The sequence below is a fragment of the Anaeromyxobacter sp. SG64 genome (genome assembly GCF_022690745.1).
GTDB lineage: Bacteria > Myxococcota > Myxococcia > Myxococcales > Anaeromyxobacteraceae > Anaeromyxobacter > Anaeromyxobacter soli.
In genome coordinates, this window is the sequence record NZ_JALCZB010000021.1 from 37,068 (window position 1) to 53,959 (window position 16,892).

The following is a 16,892-nucleotide window of genomic DNA, read 5'->3' on the forward strand; positions in this document are numbered from 1 at the left end:
ACCTCGACGGCGTCGCGCGCGCGCACCCTGGCACAACCGGTGGCGTTTCGCAACCCGGCGCCGATCCGCTCGACGCCCCATGCGCAGGAGCGTCTCCGCGCTTAATGTCCGCCCATGCGGAAAGGGTTCGTGCACGAGGCATCGATCGAGCTCGAACGCGATGGCGACCCTCAGGCCCCGGGCGCAGCGGTGACCGTGAACCTGTGCGGCCATTGGGAGCACGAGGGCGCGTGCCGCTGGCCCCACCAGTCGAACGTCGGCAGCCGCTCCGGTCGGAGGATTGGCTTGCGAGTCGTCTTCGTCGCCGAGCCCGCGGACGAGCACGAGGTGCGGTCGCGCATCGCGCGCGCGGTGCGTGACGGCAAGCTCGACGGGCCCACCGGGGTGAGCTACTGGACCGTGCTGACGGAGGGACCGTCCGAGCTGAGCCGTGAAGAGACAACGCTCGCGGCGGAGCTCACGTCCAAGTGATGCGCACTGCCGTTTCCGCCCGGGCAGCGTAGACGTTCGTCCGATGCCGCCGACCGAACGACACCTGCTCCTCGTGCGCCACGGCGAGACCGACTGGAACGCCGCCGGGCGGTGGCAGGGTCAGACGGACGTGCCGCTCAACGCGACCGGACGAGCGCAGGCGCTCGCGCTCGCGGCGCGGCTGCGCGCGGAGGGGGTCCGCGCGATCGCGACGAGCGACCTCTGCCGCGCCCGCGGCACCGCGGAGATCGTGGGCGAGGCGCTCGGGCTGGAGGTCGCGTTCGTGGACGCGGACCTGCGCGAGCGCGCCTACGGCCACTGGGAGGGCCTCACCCGGTGCGAGTGCGAGAGGCGGTTCCCGGAGGAGTGGGCGCGCCACGTGTCCGACCCGCGCGCGCCGCCGCCCGCCGGCGAGTCCATGGACGCGCTGCTCGCGCGCGTCGTCCCTGCGATCGGGCGGGCCGCCGAGCGGCTCGAGTCGCCGGCCGTGCTCGTGACCCACGGCGGCGTGATGCGGGCATTCCTCGTCGCCGCCCTCAGCAGCCAGCCGGGGCCCGCGCCGGTCGCGCCGCCGCGCTTCATCCCGAACGGCGGCGTATGGCGGGTGCGCCTCGTCGCTGGCCGCGTGGTCGGGGCGGCGGCGCTCGTCGGTGACGATCGCTGACCGGTCACCGCGCCTCAGCGACACGCGCGCGGCTTCGAGCTGCGAGGTCGAGAGCCGCTCAGGAAGACGATCTCGCTGCTCGCTTGGCAGCATCCCGAGCGCGGACGTCGCGAACCGAGCTTGGCCCCTTCCCGGGTGGACATGGCACGGAAGCGCACGGGTCGCTACGTCTCCCGCGAGAGGAGGGCCCAATGCCCCCGAGAGGCGTGAAGAGTCCCAAACGGAAGCGGCAGTACGAGCACATCAAGCAGTCGGCCGTGAAGCGCGGCGCGGGTTCTCGCCGCGCGAAGCAGATCGCCGCGCGCACCGTGAACAAGCAGCGGCGAAAGGCCGGCGCCACCAAGAAGGCGCGCTCGAAGCGCAGCTGACCGTCCCGGTCGTACCGATCGCCTCGGAGGAGGGCCCAGCGATCGACTCGAGCAGGCCCCGGATCGCGATCGAAGCTGCCGCGGGGCCTCGCGCACGGGTGCTCACCACGAGCCCGAGTCCCTCGCGACGCCGTCGTCACCATGAGACACACGCGCATCATCGTCACTCGCTACGGCGGGCCCGATGCACTTCGAGTGGTCGAGGAGGAGGTCCCCGAGCCGAAGGAGGGCGAGGTGCGGGTGAGGGTGCTGGCCGCAGGCGTCTCCTTGCCCGACATCATGGCGCGCGAGGGCATTCACCCCGAGACGCCCCCGGTGCCCTTCACGCCGGGGTGGGATCTGGTTGGCGTGGTGGATCGGCTCGGCGGCGGGGTCGGCGGCGTCGTACCAGGCCAGCGCGTCGCCGCCATGCCGATCCACGGAGCGTACGCGGGATTCGTCTGCCTGCCCCAGCGTGAGCTGGTTCCGGTGCCACCCGGGCTGGACCCCGCCGAGGCGGTCTGCCTCGTGCTGAACTACGTCACGGCCTACCAGATGATGCATCGTTCCGCGAAGGTCGGACCGGGCCAGCGCGCGCTGATTCACGGCGCGGCAGGCGGGGTCGGGACGGCGTTGTTGCAGCTCGGGGGCGTGGGCGGGCTGGAGCTGTACGGGACCGCCTCTTCGCGCGGGGCGCCGGTCGTCTCCGACCTGGGCGGTATCCCCATCGACTACCAGCGTCAGGACTTCGTGAAAGAGATTCGACGCCTCACCGGTGAGGGCGTGGACGTCGTCTTCGATCCTCTCGGAGGCGAGCACCTCTGGCAGTCGCGCAAGGCGCTTCGTCGTGGCGGGAGGGTGGTGGGTTACGGCCTCGTGAGCTCGATCCGTGGGGAGGGATTGACCTCGAGTCGTCCAGGCCGGCGTCAACGCTTTCGCGGAACCGCCATCTTCGCGGCGTACATCGCCGCCGGCTGGCTTCTCCCGGGCCGGAGACGCGTGGTCCCGTACAGCATCCAGACGCTCAAGCGGCTCAAGCCTGCCTGGTTTCGGCAGGACCTGATCGCCCTGCTCGACCTCCTCCGACAGCAAAAGATCAGGCCGCTCATCGCGCAGCGATTCCCGCTCGAGGAAGCGAGACAGGCGCAGGAGCTGCTCGGGAGCGGGGGCGTGGCGGGCAAGATCGTGCTCGTGCCCAATGCGCCGCCGCCCGAGCCGGGAGCGGCATGACGACGGCATGCATGGGACGGCGAATCGCAGCGCCGTCGAGGTGCGAGGTGCACGCGGAAGCCGCCTTCAGCGGCGCCGCGAACTGGAGGCGGACATGGGCGCGAGCGTCGTGATCTTGGGAGGCGGGGTAGGGGGGAGCGTCGTCGCGATGGAGCTGCGGGCGCAGCTCCCGGCGGAGCACCGGATCACCGTGGTCGAGCGTGCGGACCGCTTCGTGCTGGGGGCCTCGCTGCTGCGCGTCATCGTCGGCGAGCGTCGTCCGGAGGAGATCTCGCGACCCATGACTGCGCTCGCGCGGCACGGAGTCGAGGTCGTCACCGGCGACATCGAGCGGATAGACCCGTCGCGCCGGAGCGTGGAGGTCGGGGGACGCCGCCTCGAGGCGGATCACCTCGTCGTGGCCGTCGGGGCGGACCTCGATCCCTCCGCCGTCGCGGGGCTGGTGGAGTCCGGTCATTCCTTCTACACGCTCGAGGGCGCGGTGGCGCTCCGGGACGCGCTCGCGTCTTTCGCGGGAGGACGGCTCGTCGTCCTCACCGCAGCGCCGGCGTACAAGTGCCCCGCCGCGCCGTACGAAGCGGCACAGCTCATCGAATCGAGCCTTCGCAGGCGCGGCGTCCGCGAGAAGGTGGCTTTCGATCTGTACGCCGCGGAGCCGGCGCCGATGGGCGTCGCGGGGCCGAAAGTCTCGGCCGCGGTCCGCGACCTGCTGGCTGCAAAGGGGATCGGGTACCACCCGGACCACCAGATCGTCGCGGCAGACGCGCCCGCGAGGCGGCTTCGGTTCGCGAACGGTGCGGAGGCCGCGTACGATCTTCTCGCGTTCGTCGCGCCGCACCGGGCGCCCCGTGTCGTGAGCGACGCGGGGCTCGCCGCGCAGGGCGGGTGGGTTCCGGTCGATCGGGGCACCCTGCGCACCCGGTTCGAGCGGGTGTGGGCCATCGGCGACGTGACCGGGATCCCGCTGAAGATGGGAAAGCCGCTCCCGAAGGCCGCGACGTTCGCAGAGGGCGAGGCGCGGATCGTGGCGCGTTCCATCGCTGCGGAGATCCTGGGCGGACAGCCCTCCGAGCCCTACGTCGGGATCGGAGAGTGCTGGGTCGAGACGGGCGACGGCGCGACGGCCCACGGGAAGGGTGATTTCTTCGCCGAGCCGGTCCCCGTGGTCTCGCTCGAAGCGCCGTCCGCCGAGTCCCACCGCGCCAAGGATGCCTGGGAGCGCGAGTGGCTGGGTCGCTTCAGCTAAAGCGGACTCGCCCGCACGAACGGCTGAGCTGGACTGCGGGACCCTGCGCAGGGAAGCGAGCGGGTGCTCTCTGGAGCGACCCACGGCCGAGGAGAATGAGCCGGCTCGCGCCGGCTCATTCGATCCCGAGCAGCCACCGCCGAGCCCGCCACGAACCGGGCGGCTCGTGGGCTACTTGTCGCGGTAGGTGATGCGGCCGCGGGTCAGGTCGTACGGCGAGAGCTCCACCTTCACCCGGTCGCCCGTGATGATGCGGATGCGGAACCGCTTCATCTTGCCGGAGGGGTAGGCCAGCACGATCGGGCCCTGATCGAGCTTCACGCGATACATGCTGCCGCTCGACTCCTCCACCCTGCCCTGCACCTCGATACCGGCTTCCTTCTCGCTCATCTCTCTCCTTGTTCGTGAGTGCTTCGCTGTGAACTGCCCGTTCCGCAGCGCATCTGCGCGGGTCGTCCGAAGTACCGTCCGGACGAGCCCAGAAGATGAAGCTCTCGACGCGCGGCGTACAGAACCCGGACGCCACCCAGGCCGTCGGGGTGTCGTCCGAAACCCGCTGTCAGCTCGAGTGGAGGCGCGGGAATCGAAGCCAGCGCCATGGCCGCGGGTGGGCTGCCAACGGCTTTCATAACATGGAGTTGGGCAGGGCGCTGCGATGAAGGCAGCCCGCCCACCGCCCACCGGCTATCCGTCCGACCACCCAATGGTGGTGGGGCGGCGCGGGGAGGGTGGGGGACGGCGCCCGGGCGCTGCGGCTGTCCTGCGGGCTCGGGCGCGACTCAGGGCGCCACTCGCAAGAGCCCTCGAGACGGTCTGGAGCTCGCCCGTCCGATCGATGGTCTGGTCCTGCGACAAGCGCGCGCCAACGCGCCGCTTGCCTGCGCACCCGGCTCCGGTTTATTCCGGACGCGTGGATCGTGCCCGCTAGCCCGAGTCCGCGTCGCCCGCCGAACGGCAGGTGACGCGTCCTGTCGGATCCCGCCACCGCCATCGCGCGGCGTGGATCCCGTCCGTCACTCGCGCTTTCGAGGCACGCCTTGGTCCATCCCGAGCTCATCGGCTTCGGTCCCTTCTTCTCCTCCCAGCTCACGGTGGAGGAGCTCCAGTCCTCCCTCGTCGGCCGCGCGGTCGCGGATCGCGGCCGCGGCCTCCTCGTCCGGTTCCCGGACGGCGCCCACCCGGTCGTCGTGCCGGGTCGGCTGCGCGCCGAAGGCGTCCTCCCGGTGGTGGGCGACTTCGTCGTCGCGACCCCCGCGCCCGATCGTACCGTCACGCGCGTCCTCGAGCGTCGCACCTGGCTTTCCCGCAACGTCGCGGGCGGCGCCACTGCGGAGCAGGTGCTCGCCGCCAACGTGGACGTCGTGTTCGTCGTGCAGGGGCTCGACGAGGGTTCGAACCCGCGCCGCCTCGAGCGGACCCTCGCGGCGGTGTACTCGGGCGGCGCGGAGCCCGTGATCGTCCTCACGAAGCCGGACCGGGCGGAGGACCTCGCCTCCGCGCTCGCCGAGGCCCGCGCCGCCGCGCCCGCCGTGGACGTCGAGGTCGCGTCCGGCCTCACGGGCGAGGGTGTCGCCGCGCTCGCGGCGCGGCTCCGCCCCGACCGCACCGGCGTCCTCGTGGGCCCCTCCGGAGCAGGCAAGTCCACCCTCACGAACGCGCTCCTCGGCCGCGAGGCGCAGCGCACCGCGCCGGTGCGTGCCGCCGACGACCGCGGCGTCCACACGACCTCGGCACGCGAGCTCTTCCTGCTGCCCGGCGGCGGTGCGCTCGTGGACGGTCCGGGGATCCGCGAGCTCCGGCTCTGGGACGCGGGCGGGCTCGACGCGACGTTCGAGGACCTCGCCGCGATCGCGGCGCGCTGCCGGTTCCGGGACTGCTCCCACGCGGCCGAGCCCGGGTGCGCCGTCCGGGAGGCGATCGCCGGCGGGCGCCTCGACGCCGCGCGCGTCGAGAGCCACCGCAAGCTCGCGCTCGAGCTCGCGAGGCAGGCGGCGCGGCGCGAGGGCGGCGCGGCGCGGGGGGAGCGCGAGCGCTGGAAGTCGGTGTCGAAGGAGCTGCGCCGGCTTTATCGCGATCGGCGGCGCTGACGCGCGTGCTCGTCGCCAGCAGGGGACGACGGCAGCTTCAGCCGGGGCGGTCTTCAGTCCAGGTACTTCCAGGTCCGCGCGCCGTCGAGGCGGCGGACGCGGATCCCCTCGAGCACCGCGGGCTCGAGCAGACGAGCGTTCACGCCAGCCGACGCGACGGCAGGACTCGAGGTGGTCACCGGGCTCGTTCACACCATCATCGGTCGTGGCCCACCACAGGCAATTCGTCACCGACGGCGGTGGACCGCGAGTGACATCGGCTCGCGCTGGTGGGGTCCGGCATCATCCCAGCGCGCTTGACCCGCTGCAGGCGAATCGGCACGCGGGCCCACCGAAGTGCGGAGTCAGCGCCGGGCTGGGCCCGCAGTCAGCTCGTCGATCCAGAACGTCGCGCCCTGTGGGTCGGCGATCAAGGCTCTCCTGAACCCGGGCGAGTCGTGCGGAGGGACGACCACCGTGCCGCCGAGCCCCGCCGCACGGTCCGCCACCGCGTCGGCGCCGGCCACCCAGAAGTCGACGTGCCAGCGCGGCGACGATCCGCGGTCGGCGGCGGGCACCATCACCGCGACGACGTCGCGAGGCACGGGTTGCTCCGGCTCGCCGCCGACGAATCCCGGAAGTCGCCATAGCGTGATCTGGACTCCGCCCGCGTCGAACACGTCGGGACGCCAGCCGAACACCGCGCCATAGAACGCCGTGGCGCTCTCGGGATCCGAGGAGTGGAGCGAGCTCATCGACCACGTGCGCGGCTCGTTCACGAGCTGCGCGCCCTCGCGAGCCCTGGCCTCCCACACGCAGAAGGGCGCGCCCGCGGGATCCGCGAGCACGGCTGCGCGGCCAGCGGGGGGAACGTCGAATGGCGGCTGGAGAACGCTTCCGCCGGCCCGCTTCGCCGCCGCGACCGCTCCGTCGGCGCTGTCCACGCGGACATAGGTGTTCCACATCGCGCGCGGATGGCCGTTCCAGCGCGAGCCGATCCCCGCCACGTCGCGACCTCTCACTCGGGCGATGAAGTACTGGCTCGAGGGATCGGCTGCCCCCGGGCCCGGGCCCGTGAATTCCCATTCGAACAGGGCGCCGTAGAAATCCAGCGCACCTCGCGGATCCGGCTGCAGGGTGTCGACCCAGCAGGGGACGCCAGGTGGATACCGCTCGCGCTCACTCACGCCGACCCTCCCGCCGCAACGCGCGACCTCTCGCGAACTAGTGCGGCAGGAATCGAGCCGCAACGCGCAAGATCGAGCGTCGGTGCGCACGCTCGGCGCATCCGAAGCCGCGGAAGCAGGCGAAGAACATGAAGGCCATGAAGACGAGGCCGATGAGCGGCAGGACCCACCAGTAATCAGTGCCTGTCGTTCCCCAGTATCCACACCACGGCATGGGAGCTTCTCCTGGCCCCGACCCATCTCAGGGACGAAAGGGTGCGTCTCCTCCGTGGACGAACGGGGCTCGGAAAGGATACGGGTGGTCTACTTTCCGCGGCCGAGCGAAACGAGCCCGGGCTTGGGGGCGCAGGCGAACTCGTTCTGCTCGTCGCGCTCGAACGTACAGGCGCGCTCCAGGGCGGCCTTCAGAGCCCCGCGCGCTCGATGTAGCCGGATCTTTGCGGCTCCCAGTGACACGCCGAGCGCCTCGGCGAGCTCGCGGTCGCTCAACCCGCGAAGCTCCCCGAGCAGGATCGCAGCACGCTGGCTGGTGGGGAGCTGCTCGACGACGTCCAGGATGCACGCCCTCATCCGCGTGCGGTCCACCTCGCCATCGAGAGAACGCTCGTGCGTCGCCTCCGCGGAGCGCGCCGCGTCGAGCGGGTCGGTCTCGTCGTCGTGTCGCTCGACATCGACGTACCGTCCGGCGGTCCTCAGCCGGTCGATGGCCGCGTTCGTTGCGATGCGATAGAGCCACGTCAAGACACGCGAGTCGCGCCGGAAGGTGCCGACGGCGCGCTGCGCCTTCTCGAACACGTCCTGCGCGAGATCCTCGGCGTCCGCCGAGCCGACCAGGCGTTCAAGGTTGCGGCGGATGCGCTCACCGTACTTTTCGTGAAGGCTTTCGATGCCGAGCGCGCGCGGTTCAGAGAGCATGGCGCCGTCGATGCTCGCACTCCTGTTCCGGTGCCACCAGGGCGAGCTGGCAAGCGGCTCTCCTCGGAGCTTCCCGGGCCCGGTCCCGTACAGCGCCTGGCGCTCGTGGACCGGCGTCGCCGGTGGCGGGGCGTAAGGAATCTCTTGGGGAGGTTCCCACCCGTCCGATGAGTATCTCGGCGTTTCGCGTGCTCGTGAGCAACGCCGCCGGCAGATCCCCACGCGCGGTGTTTCCGCGGGTGAGGCTTCCATGGCCGTGGCGTGCCCTGTCGATCTCGATACTGCCAGGCTCCGGGCGGAGATTCAGTCCATCTACTCTCGTGTCGCCTCGGCCCCGGACGGCGAGTTCCACTTCCACCGCGGGCTCGACTATGCAGTGGACTTCCTTCGCTACGACCGAGCCGCGCTCGCCGCCCTGCCGCCGCTCGCGGTCGAGTCGTTCGCCGGCGTGGGTAACCCGCTGCGGATGGAGACCATCACCGCGGGATCCACGGTCGTCGACATCGGCTGCGGCGCCGGCACGGACCTTCTGCTTGCCGCGAAAGCGGCCGGACCCGGCGGGCGCGCCATCGGCATCGACATGACGCAGTCGATGCTCCGGAAGGCGGAGGCCGCGGCGGCGGCTGCGGGGCTGACGAACGTGGAGCTGCGTCAGGGGGACGCGCTCGAGCTCCCGGTCGAGAGCGGCTCGGTGGGCTTCGTCATCTCGAACGGCGTGTTGAACCTCGCGCCTGACAAGCGCCGCGCCTTCTCGGAGGTGTTCAGGGTACTTCGTCCAGCGGGCCGGTTCCTGTATGCCGACATCGTGGTCCGCTCGGAGCTTCCGGAGTCGATCCGGAGCGACATCGATCTCTGGTCGGGTTGAATTGGCGGTGCTCTGCCGGAGGCGGAGCTCCTGTCGCTCCTCGGCGAGCTCGGGTTCATCGCCGCGGAAGTCCGCGAGCGGTTCGATCCCTTCCTCGGCACGTCCAAGGAAAGGGTCACGCGGAAGTTCCAGGTGACGGGCGTCAACGTCCGGTCGGCGAAGCGACCAGGGTGAAGCCCAGCCGGCTGCTTCTGGCCTCGTCAACCCGCTTCACTCGCTCTCGATCTCATCCGGAGACGGGCGGCCGGTCGAGGCGAGCAGGCGCACTGCTTCCCTCCCGGGCGGCCCAGACGAGCGAACCCGCTGGCGCCGCTCCTCCCGCATCCGGGCGTGGTAGACGGGGGCATCGCTCACAAGGACAGGGGGTCCGACATGGCCGACGTGACGAGGCCCGGTTCGAGGCGGCTCGTGAGGCTCCTGCTCATCGGAGCGTTGCTCGTGGCTGGGCTGCAGGCGGGCCGCGTAGGCGTGACGCACGCGCGCGCCGGCGTCGGGCCCGACTCCCCGGGCGCGTCGGGCGGCGTCGCGGCCGAGAATGCACCGCCCGGGCTGGAGCAGGCGATCGCCGCGCAGGAGCGGGCCAACCCGCGCCTGCTCTCCATCGCGGGTGTCGTCGGGACCGCGGTCGGGCTGGCCGGCAACGGGGGGGCGTCCATCCTGGTGTTCAGCGACGGCCGCGTGAACCTCGGCCACCTCCCGGGGCGGATCGACGACGTGCCGGTCGAGGTTCAGGTGACCGGCAGGTTCCACGCGATGCTGTCGCCCGAGGCGAAGCGGGGTGGCGGCGCCTCGCCGAAGAGCCGGTTCGGCGATCCGGTCCCGATCGGCGTCTCGACCGGAAACGCGAACGAGTGCTCTGCCGGCACGATCGGGGCGCGGGTGGCGGGTGGCGGCAAGCACTACGCGCTGAGCAACAATCACGTGTACGCGCGAGAGAATGCGGGCTCGCCAGGCGAGATCATCGCCCAGCCCGGGCTGTACGATACGCAGTGCAGCTTCGATCCCGCCGACCAGCTCGGGCGGCTCGCCGCCTCGGGCCGCATCACGTTCTCGACCTCGGCCTCGAACACCATCGACGCAGCGATCGCCGAGGTGAACTACGACACGGGCCTCCGCTCGCTCGGGACGAGCACGCCTCCCGGCGGATACGGCATGCCACGGACGACGACGGCGACACCTGCCCTCGACCTCGCGGTCCAGAAGTTCGGGCGCACCTCGGCGCTCACTCGCGGCACCATCACCGGGGTCAACGTGACGGTGAACGTCGACTACGGCTCGGCAGGAGTCGCGCGGTTCGTCAACCAGGTCACGGTCACGTCCGCTGGCCCGTTCATCAAGCCGGGCGACTCGGGCTCGCTGCTCGTCACCGACCCGGACAGAAAGCCGGTGGGGCTCCTGTTCGCGGGCAGCTCGAGCGGTAAGTACGCCATCGCCAACCCGATCGGTCCCGTGCTGCAAGCGTTCGGCGTGACGATCGAGGGGGAGTGAGCGCCCGGGCCGGCATCACGTCGCGACGAAGGCGCCCATGCGGTCTCGCGCCGCTGCTGGCGCTGGCGGCGCTGGCCGCCGCATGGCCGCGCCCTGACGCGCGCGGCTCGGAGCCGCAGAAGGAGGCGAGCATGACGGCGGACGCGATCGACGACGTGCTCCGGAAGCGTACCGATGAGCTCCTCGCGCTCGCGGGCGTGACGGGCACCGCGCGCGGGCTCTGCTCGGGCGCTCCCTGCGCGAAGGTGTACGTGGTCCAGGCGACGCCGGAGCTCGAGCGCAGCATCGCCGGGATCCTCGCGAGCGTTCCGTTCGAGATCGAGGAGACGGGCGACATCCGTGCCGTCCCGCGGGAAGACTCGAAGGCACGCTGACGGATCACGCCGGGTGCTCGATCCAGCGAGCCACATCCGCGAGACATCTCCACGCCTGCGCTCCGCGTGACCCTCCCGCTGGCCGAGCGTACGAGGGCATCATCCACCGCTCATCATCTCTTCATTCGGGTGAGGGAGCGGGCTTCCGCATCGCCTGGCCACTAGCGCTGGCGCCGCGCTCACGAACGCCTGCGAGACGCCGGCGCTCCGCGAACCAGGGTCTTCGTGCCGCGCTCGAGCGTCGCTCCCTCTCGGCTCTGCCAGCGACCGGCGAAGATCAGGACCGTGAACACCAGCGAGAGAGCGACACCTCCCAGATAAATGGCGGCACTAGGTGAAGAAGGAGATCTGCTCCGGGCTCTTCTGAGCGGCCCCGCCGATGATGACCGTCATGAAGATCGTGACGATGAGTCCCATCACGGAGATCGTCGTCGAGATCCGCACTCGGGATCTCTTGGCGAGCCATGCAGTCGCCCCAAGTAGCGCGACCGCGAACAATTCGACGAACGCGATGCCGCTCATGCGCCGCATCATCGCATGGCGCGACGCACTCACGGGAACGAGCCGTCGCCGTCGTACTTCATGATCTCCCCCCGGTGCGCACGCCTCGCCCGCTGCCTCCGCCCAGCTCGAGTGTGATCTCGTCGCGGCGGCGGAGGTCCCGACCGACGTCCACGATACGACGGCGGGGTACCAGCGGCCCAGCAGCGTGAACCCGAGCTGCGTCGGGTCGGAAATATCTCGTAGCCTGCCCCACATCGATAAAACGAAGCTTCCGCAGCGTCCGGTGACGTTCAGGTTCGTGGTGCTTGCAGATGGAAGGCCGGCCGGGCTTCAGTGGATGTCCCGGAGCGTGGAACGCGAGTTCGCGTGTGCGGTGTGGCAGGCCGTCTCTCGGTGCTCCTGGAAACCCGGTCGCGACCCGGAGGGTCGCCCGGTACCGACCTGGTTACTCGTGCCGCTCTCCGTGAGGTAGCTTCTCTGCCAGGAAAGACCCGCCATGCGGGGGTTAGCGCGTCAGGAAGCGAAGACGGCTCACCGCACGGTCTCGTGGCTCACCCCGCCAATCCTTGGGCGCCTCGCGGCTGCCTTCGCGTCGACCTACTCCTCGAAGCGACCCGAGGCGTCACGATCGCGGTCGTAATGTCGGGTGAGCGGGAACGGCGGCAACCAGGACTCGCGCCGGATGGTCCAGCTTTCGTAGGTCGGCTTCAGCTGGTCAGGGGCATCCAGGGATCCCAGGTTCACTTCGATCTCGTCTGCGGTGCGTCCGAAAACGGACGAGCCGCAGCGGGGACAGAAGAACCGCCCGGCGTAGTCGCGTGTCTCGCCATCGATCGTCACTGCATCCTGAGGGAACACGGCCGAAGCGCCAAAGAGCGCCCCATGATGCTTGCGGCAGTCGAGACAGTGACAGAGGCCGACCCGGTAAGGGAGTCCCGAGGCCACGATGCGGACGTTGCCGCACAGGCAACCGCCGGTGAATCGGTCCATGCTGCGTCTCCTCCAAGAGCAAGCGGCCGGAATGTTCTTAGCGAACAGCGCCGTCACCGCAATTGACGCGCCGGCAGTCCGACCACCTCCGGGACTGCATCGCCCCCGCGGGCGTTCGCGATTCACCATGAGCGTCCATGTCGCCGACCCAGAAGTCCATGTCGAGGGTGACGAGCTGGCGCCCGAACTGGACCCGCATCTCGCGGATGCTCGCGTCGTGCATCCCGTTCGGAAGCTGGGCGAGGACGTCGTCAGGTGTCACGCGCTCATCCTTGCTGGCTCGTTCGAGAGACCAGCGCGGACCCAGGAAGGCAGCCAGGCCGCCGCACCAGCCATGCTGATGTTATCGGGGCTCCAGGTGCGCGGCGGAGGCGCACGCTCCCCGGCCAGCACGCCGAGGGGCTTCTCCGGTGGCAGCATCACGGCCAAGGGCACAGACGATGGCGGCCGGCAGCACGACATCGGAGCGCGTCTCCACGTACTGCGCGCTGTGCGTCTCGCGCTGCGGCGCGATCGCTACCGTCGAGGGGGGACGCTTCGTCCGCCTCGATCCCGACCCGTCGCATCCCACTGGCCAGGCGCTCTGTGCGAAGGGCCGGGCCGGGCCAGAGCTCGTCTATCACCGCGACCGCCTGAAATACCCGTTGAGGCGCACGCGTCCGAAGGGCGATCCCGACCCGGGCTGGCAACGGATCGGCTGGGACGAAGCGCTGGAGCTCACCGCGTCGCGGCTCCGCGCGCTCGCCGCGGAGTCCGGGCCCGAGAGCGTCGCATTCAGCCTGGTCTCGCCCTCGACCTCGGCGTCGGACGACTCGATGGCCTGGGTCGAACGGCTGACGCGCACCTTCGGCAGCCCGAACCTCGTCGTCGCGATGGAGCTGTGCGGCTGGGGCCGGTACTTCGCGACGGGCTTCACGTTCGGCGCGCCGGTGCCGGGACGTTACCTGCCCGACCTCGAGAACGCCGGCTGTATCCTCTTCTGGGGCTACAACCCCAACCACGCGCGGCTCAGCCACGCGACCGCGACCATCGCGGCACAGAAGCGCGGGGCACGCCTCGTCGTGGTCGACCCACGACGCACCGAACCGGCTCGGCGGGCCGACGCGTGGCTGCGGGTGCGCCCGGGCACTGACGGCGCGCTCGCCCTGGGGATCGCCGGGGTGATGATCGAGCGCGGCTGGTTCGACGAGCCGTTCATCCGTGAGTGGACGAACGGCCCGCTGCTCGTTCGCTCGGATACGGGCCGCCTCCTCACCGAGGCCGACCTCTCGGAGGGCGGGGACCGGGGACGCTACGTGGCTTGGGATCGGCCTGCCGGCCGCCCCACCGTCTACGATCCCGCCCGTGGACGGTACGAGGTCGACTCCGCGGACCTCGCCCTGTTCGGCGAGTACGCTCTGGAGACGCCGACGGGCGGCGTGCACTGCCGGACCGCCTTCGATCTCGCGGCCGCGCGCTGCCGCACCTATTCGCCGGAGCGAGTGGAGTCGATCACCGGCGTCGAACGAGGTGAGGTCGAGCACGCAGCGCGGCTCCTGTGGGAGGCGAGGCCCCTCGCGTACTACGCGTGGAGCGGCGTCGAGATGCAGACGAACGCGACCCAGATCGCACGCGCGATCGCGCAGCTCTCCGTGCTGACGGGCAGCTTCGATGCACGGGGCGGCAACGTGCTCTTCCCCGCAATCCCCACGCCCGTCGTCGGGAGCCAGGGACTGCCGCAGCCGGAGCGGCCCGCCGTGGGGCTCGGCGTCGCGGAACGCCCGCTCGGCCCGGCGCGATGGGGATTCGCGACGACCGACGAGCTGTACCGAGGCATCCTCGACCGCAAGCCCTATGCGGTGCGAGGCCTCGTCGGATTCGGCACCAACCTCCTGCTGTCGCACGGCGACGTCCTGCGCGGGCGCGAGGCGCTGGCCGCGCTCGACTTCTACGTCCACGCGGACCTGTTCATGAACCCCACGGCGGAGCTCGCCGACATCGTCCTTCCGGTGGCGAGCGGGTTCGAGCGCGAGGCGCTCAAGCTCGGCTTCGAGGTGAGCCCCGAGGCGCAGTCGTTGGTCCAGCTGCGCCGACCCGTGGCCGCGCCCCCCGGCGAGGCGCGTTCCGATACCGAGATCGTCTTCGTCCTCGCCGTCGGTCTCGGTCTCGGCGATCACTTCTGGCAGGGGAACATCGACGCGGCCTACCGCCGCCAGCTCGGGCCCTCGGGACTCTCGCTCGACTGGCTGCGCGACCACCCCGAGGGTGCGCGCGTCGCGCTCGAGACGCGCTACCGCAAGTTCGCCGACGAGGTCGACGGTGTCCCGGTGAGCTTCGACACGCCCACGCGCAAGATCGAGCTGTACTCGGAGACCCTGCTCGCGCATGGCTATCCGCCGCTGCCGGAGTACCAGGAGCCGCTGGTCGGTCCGGTGTCCCGTCCGGATCTCGTGGAGCGCTATCCGCTGATCCTCACGTGCACCAAGCACACCCTGTTCTGCGAGAGCCAGCACCGCGCGCTTCCCAGCCTGCGGCGCAAGGCGATGGACCCCGAGGTCGAGCTGCATCCCAGTGCCGCGGCGAAACGGGGAATCGCGGCGGGCGACTGGGTCAGCATCGAGACGCCCGACGGGAGCGTGCGTGCGCGGGCGCGGCTGAACGATACTCTGCAGCCGGACGTGGTCTGCGGACAGCACGGCTGGTGGCAGGCGTGTCGGGACGTGGGAGCGCCCGGCTACGAGCCGTTCAGTCCCGACGGCGCGAACTACAACCTCCTGATCGGGAACGGGGCGATCGACCCGATCAGCGGGTCCGTGCCTCACCGAGCGTATCTCTGCGAGATCCGGTTGGCGGAGCATCCCAGAGACCGATGACCGCGCCGCCAGCGCTCGCGAGCTGCGATGCCATGACGGCTGCTCCATGGGGCAGCGCTCGTCACCATGACGACCAAGCTGGCGCCGAGTCGAAGCGTTCTCGGAAAGCGCGGTGCTCGGGACCGCCTTCATGATCGCCGTGGTCTGCCTGTATTCCCACTCCGGCCGCGGCTCACCGCCACGTTCGTCGGCGTCGGTGCTCGCGGTATCCTGATCGTGAGGTGGCTCCTCAGCGCGGTGACTCTAGAAGAGGGGCGGGACCGATGAAGACCCTGACGATCCGGTGGCAGCGGCTGGTCGCGGCAGGGGAGACCTGCCCGCGCTGCGGAGGCACGGGCGACGAAGTGCGAAAGGCGGCTGGAGTCCTCGGTCGGGCACTCGAGCCGCTCGGAATCGAGATCGTCCTCGACGAGGCCGAAATCGGGCTCCAGGATTTCAAGCGCGAGCCGCTAGAGTCGAACCGCATCTTGATCGGCGGGCGCTCCATCGAGGACTGGCTGGGGGCGACGGCCGGTCAGAGCCCGTGCTGTGACGTTTGCGGCCCGAACGAGTGCAGGACCGTAACCGTCGACGGGCGGACACACGAGACGATACCCGCCGCTCTCATCATCCGGGCCGGCCTGCTTGCTGCGGCCGCGCTGACGACCGCAGCGTCCGAGCAGCCCTGCTGCGCTCCCACTGTGGCGGTGCCGGCCGGGAAGGTTTGCCGATGAGCAAACGCAAGCCGCCGCGCTCGTGTGACGCAGGCGCTCCTCCCATCTGCGGGATCGACGTTGACGGAACGCGCACTCACCGTTGAACCCTGACCTGCAGCGCGTGCGAATCTGCACGTCGTAGCGCGCGTTCAACTCAGCCCACGCCTCCGGAGGAACGGAGAAACACAGAAGCACCCCTGAGTGCGAGAAACCTCAAAGCCTATGTTCGCATCGAGGATGACCTCCACGCCGAACCTCAACCGGCTGAGTACGATTCGCTCGCAGACGCGCTCGCCGAACTGCGGCGGTTTGCGCTGACGCCGTACGGGAAGCCACCAAACCTCGCGCCGTGCACTTCCTGGGTGACGTGCGGTCGCTGCTGGGAGGTTGTCGAGTACGACACCTCGACGACCCCGTGGACCACCATCTCGCGGGAGTCGTACCTCGAAATCGACGCGGCGGGCGCGAGGTGGTTGCGCGAGGCGTGACTCTGGCTCGGACGCCAACTTGGTGTAGGGAGGGCAGGCGCGTGACGAAGTGGGTCTATGACATCGGGACGCAGGCCATCGCCGGTTTGTTCTCCGGGGCCGTCGTCGGTGGCGTGCTCCTGTACTCGCAGTTCCGGATGGAGCGCCGCATGAGCGTGAGCGCCGCCTGCTTGATGACCACCGGGAGCTCCTCGGCGCCGCCATCCAGATGCACCAAATCGTTGGTAGGACGTTAGCCGGAACGGGAAGCGCGGAGCGTGTCGCCTCCGGATGGAACGAAGCGGGGCGGGCAGCGGCGGACTGGGCTGCCGTCGAAGCGGCAAGAGAGTTCTCGGCCGAGGTGTTGAAGGCGTCCCGCGCTGCCCGCGAGGAACTCAATGCCGACCTGCTCGCCATCATGGCGAGGTCGCCGTTGGGGGACCGTCCCCGGCGTGTAGAGGTACAGCCGAACGAGTGCGAGCTTCTGCTCCGCGAGGGCATCGGTCGGTGCTGCGACGCCTTCAAGCGCGC

At 70.4% G+C, this 16,892-nt stretch carries 17 protein-coding genes; 11 read left to right on the plus strand and 6 right to left on the minus strand.

The genetic code is table 11. From position 1 onward, the window contains the following. Positions 1 to 114: 114 nt before the first annotated feature. From MNZ29_RS08915 to MNZ29_RS08935, 5 genes are all read left to right on the plus strand, one after another. Positions 115 to 471 (plus strand): hypothetical protein, encoded by a 357-nt coding sequence (locus MNZ29_RS08915; protein ID WP_242338474.1) that lies wholly within the window; start codon positions 115 to 117, stop codon positions 469 to 471. Between the two features lie 43 nt (positions 472 to 514). Then, positions 515 to 1,135, plus strand: a complete 621-nt coding sequence (locus MNZ29_RS08920; protein ID WP_242338472.1) for a histidine phosphatase family protein — start codon at positions 515 to 517, stop codon at positions 1,133 to 1,135. 191 nt (positions 1,136 to 1,326) lie between these two features. Further along, positions 1,327 to 1,503 (plus strand): hypothetical protein, encoded by a 177-nt coding sequence (locus tag MNZ29_RS08925; RefSeq protein WP_242338471.1) that lies wholly within the window; start codon positions 1,327 to 1,329, stop codon positions 1,501 to 1,503. Between the two features lie 195 nt (positions 1,504 to 1,698). Further along, positions 1,699 to 2,712 (plus strand): zinc-binding dehydrogenase, encoded by a 1,014-nt coding sequence (locus MNZ29_RS08930; protein WP_242338469.1) that lies wholly within the window; start codon positions 1,699 to 1,701, stop codon positions 2,710 to 2,712. Positions 2,713 to 2,806: 94 nt separating this feature from the next. After that, positions 2,807 to 3,958 (plus strand): NAD(P)/FAD-dependent oxidoreductase, encoded by a 1,152-nt coding sequence (locus MNZ29_RS08935; RefSeq protein ID WP_242338467.1) that lies wholly within the window; start codon positions 2,807 to 2,809, stop codon positions 3,956 to 3,958. A gap of 171 nt (positions 3,959 to 4,129) precedes the next feature. On the opposite strand, the gene infA is transcribed toward MNZ29_RS08935, so the two are convergent. After that, positions 4,130 to 4,348: a translation initiation factor IF-1 gene (gene infA / locus MNZ29_RS08940; RefSeq protein ID WP_012097610.1), complete on the minus strand. Its 219-nt coding sequence runs from the start codon at positions 4,346 to 4,348 to the stop codon at positions 4,130 to 4,132. A 647-nt stretch (positions 4,349 to 4,995) separates the two neighbouring features. Between infA and rsgA the strand changes: the two genes are divergently transcribed. Continuing rightward, positions 4,996 to 6,045, plus strand: a complete 1,050-nt coding sequence (gene rsgA, locus MNZ29_RS08945; RefSeq protein ID WP_242338465.1) for a ribosome small subunit-dependent GTPase A — start codon at positions 4,996 to 4,998, stop codon at positions 6,043 to 6,045. Positions 6,046 to 6,389: 344 nt separating this feature from the next. On the opposite strand, the gene MNZ29_RS08950 is transcribed toward rsgA, so the two are convergent. Then, positions 6,390 to 7,301 (minus strand): VOC family protein, encoded by a 912-nt coding sequence (locus MNZ29_RS08950; protein WP_242338463.1) that lies wholly within the window; start codon positions 7,299 to 7,301, stop codon positions 6,390 to 6,392. 213 nt (positions 7,302 to 7,514) lie between these two features. After that, on the minus strand, positions 7,515 to 8,126 hold the full coding sequence (locus MNZ29_RS08955; protein ID WP_242354942.1) for an RNA polymerase sigma factor: 612 nt from the start codon (positions 8,124 to 8,126) through the stop codon (positions 7,515 to 7,517). Positions 8,127 to 8,376: 250 nt separating this feature from the next. Between MNZ29_RS08955 and MNZ29_RS08960 the strand changes: the two genes are divergently transcribed. The 3 genes from MNZ29_RS08960 to MNZ29_RS08970 all read left to right on the plus strand — a co-directional run bounded on the left by MNZ29_RS08960 (position 8,377) and on the right by MNZ29_RS08970 (position 10,853). Then, positions 8,377 to 8,991, plus strand: coding sequence for a methyltransferase domain-containing protein (locus MNZ29_RS08960; protein ID WP_242338459.1), 615 nt, complete (start codon positions 8,377 to 8,379; stop codon positions 8,989 to 8,991). Between the two features lie 408 nt (positions 8,992 to 9,399). After that, complete coding sequence (locus MNZ29_RS08965; protein WP_242338457.1) at positions 9,400 to 10,479, plus strand: S1 family peptidase; 1,080 nt, start codon at positions 9,400 to 9,402, stop codon at positions 10,477 to 10,479. A gap of 131 nt (positions 10,480 to 10,610) precedes the next feature. Then, a complete protein-coding gene (locus MNZ29_RS08970; protein ID WP_242338455.1) occupies positions 10,611 to 10,853 on the plus strand; it encodes a hypothetical protein in 243 nt (80 codons plus the stop codon). Positions 10,854 to 11,954: 1,101 nt separating this feature from the next. Here MNZ29_RS08970 and MNZ29_RS08975 read toward each other — a convergent pair. Continuing rightward, a complete protein-coding gene (locus MNZ29_RS08975; protein ID WP_242338453.1) occupies positions 11,955 to 12,347 on the minus strand; it encodes a GFA family protein in 393 nt (130 codons plus the stop codon). Positions 12,348 to 12,384: 37 nt separating this feature from the next. Beyond that, positions 12,385 to 12,609: a hypothetical protein gene (locus tag MNZ29_RS08980; protein WP_242338451.1), complete on the minus strand. Its 225-nt coding sequence runs from the start codon at positions 12,607 to 12,609 to the stop codon at positions 12,385 to 12,387. A gap of 178 nt (positions 12,610 to 12,787) precedes the next feature. Here MNZ29_RS08980 and MNZ29_RS08985 point away from each other — a divergent pair, with 178 nt between their 5' ends. Together MNZ29_RS08985 and MNZ29_RS08990 are read left to right on the plus strand one after the other, a co-directional pair. Further along, positions 12,788 to 15,199: a molybdopterin-dependent oxidoreductase gene (locus MNZ29_RS08985; RefSeq protein WP_242338450.1), complete on the plus strand. Its 2,412-nt coding sequence runs from the start codon at positions 12,788 to 12,790 to the stop codon at positions 15,197 to 15,199. Positions 15,200 to 15,462: 263 nt separating this feature from the next. Beyond that, entirely contained in the window at positions 15,463 to 15,912 is a 450-nt protein-coding gene (locus MNZ29_RS08990; protein ID WP_242338448.1) for a DUF2703 domain-containing protein, read from the plus strand. 525 nt (positions 15,913 to 16,437) lie between these two features. Here MNZ29_RS08990 and MNZ29_RS08995 read toward each other — a convergent pair. Beyond that, complete coding sequence (locus tag MNZ29_RS08995; protein WP_242338445.1) at positions 16,438 to 16,596, minus strand: hypothetical protein; 159 nt, start codon at positions 16,594 to 16,596, stop codon at positions 16,438 to 16,440. Positions 16,597 to 16,892 lie beyond the last annotated feature (296 nt).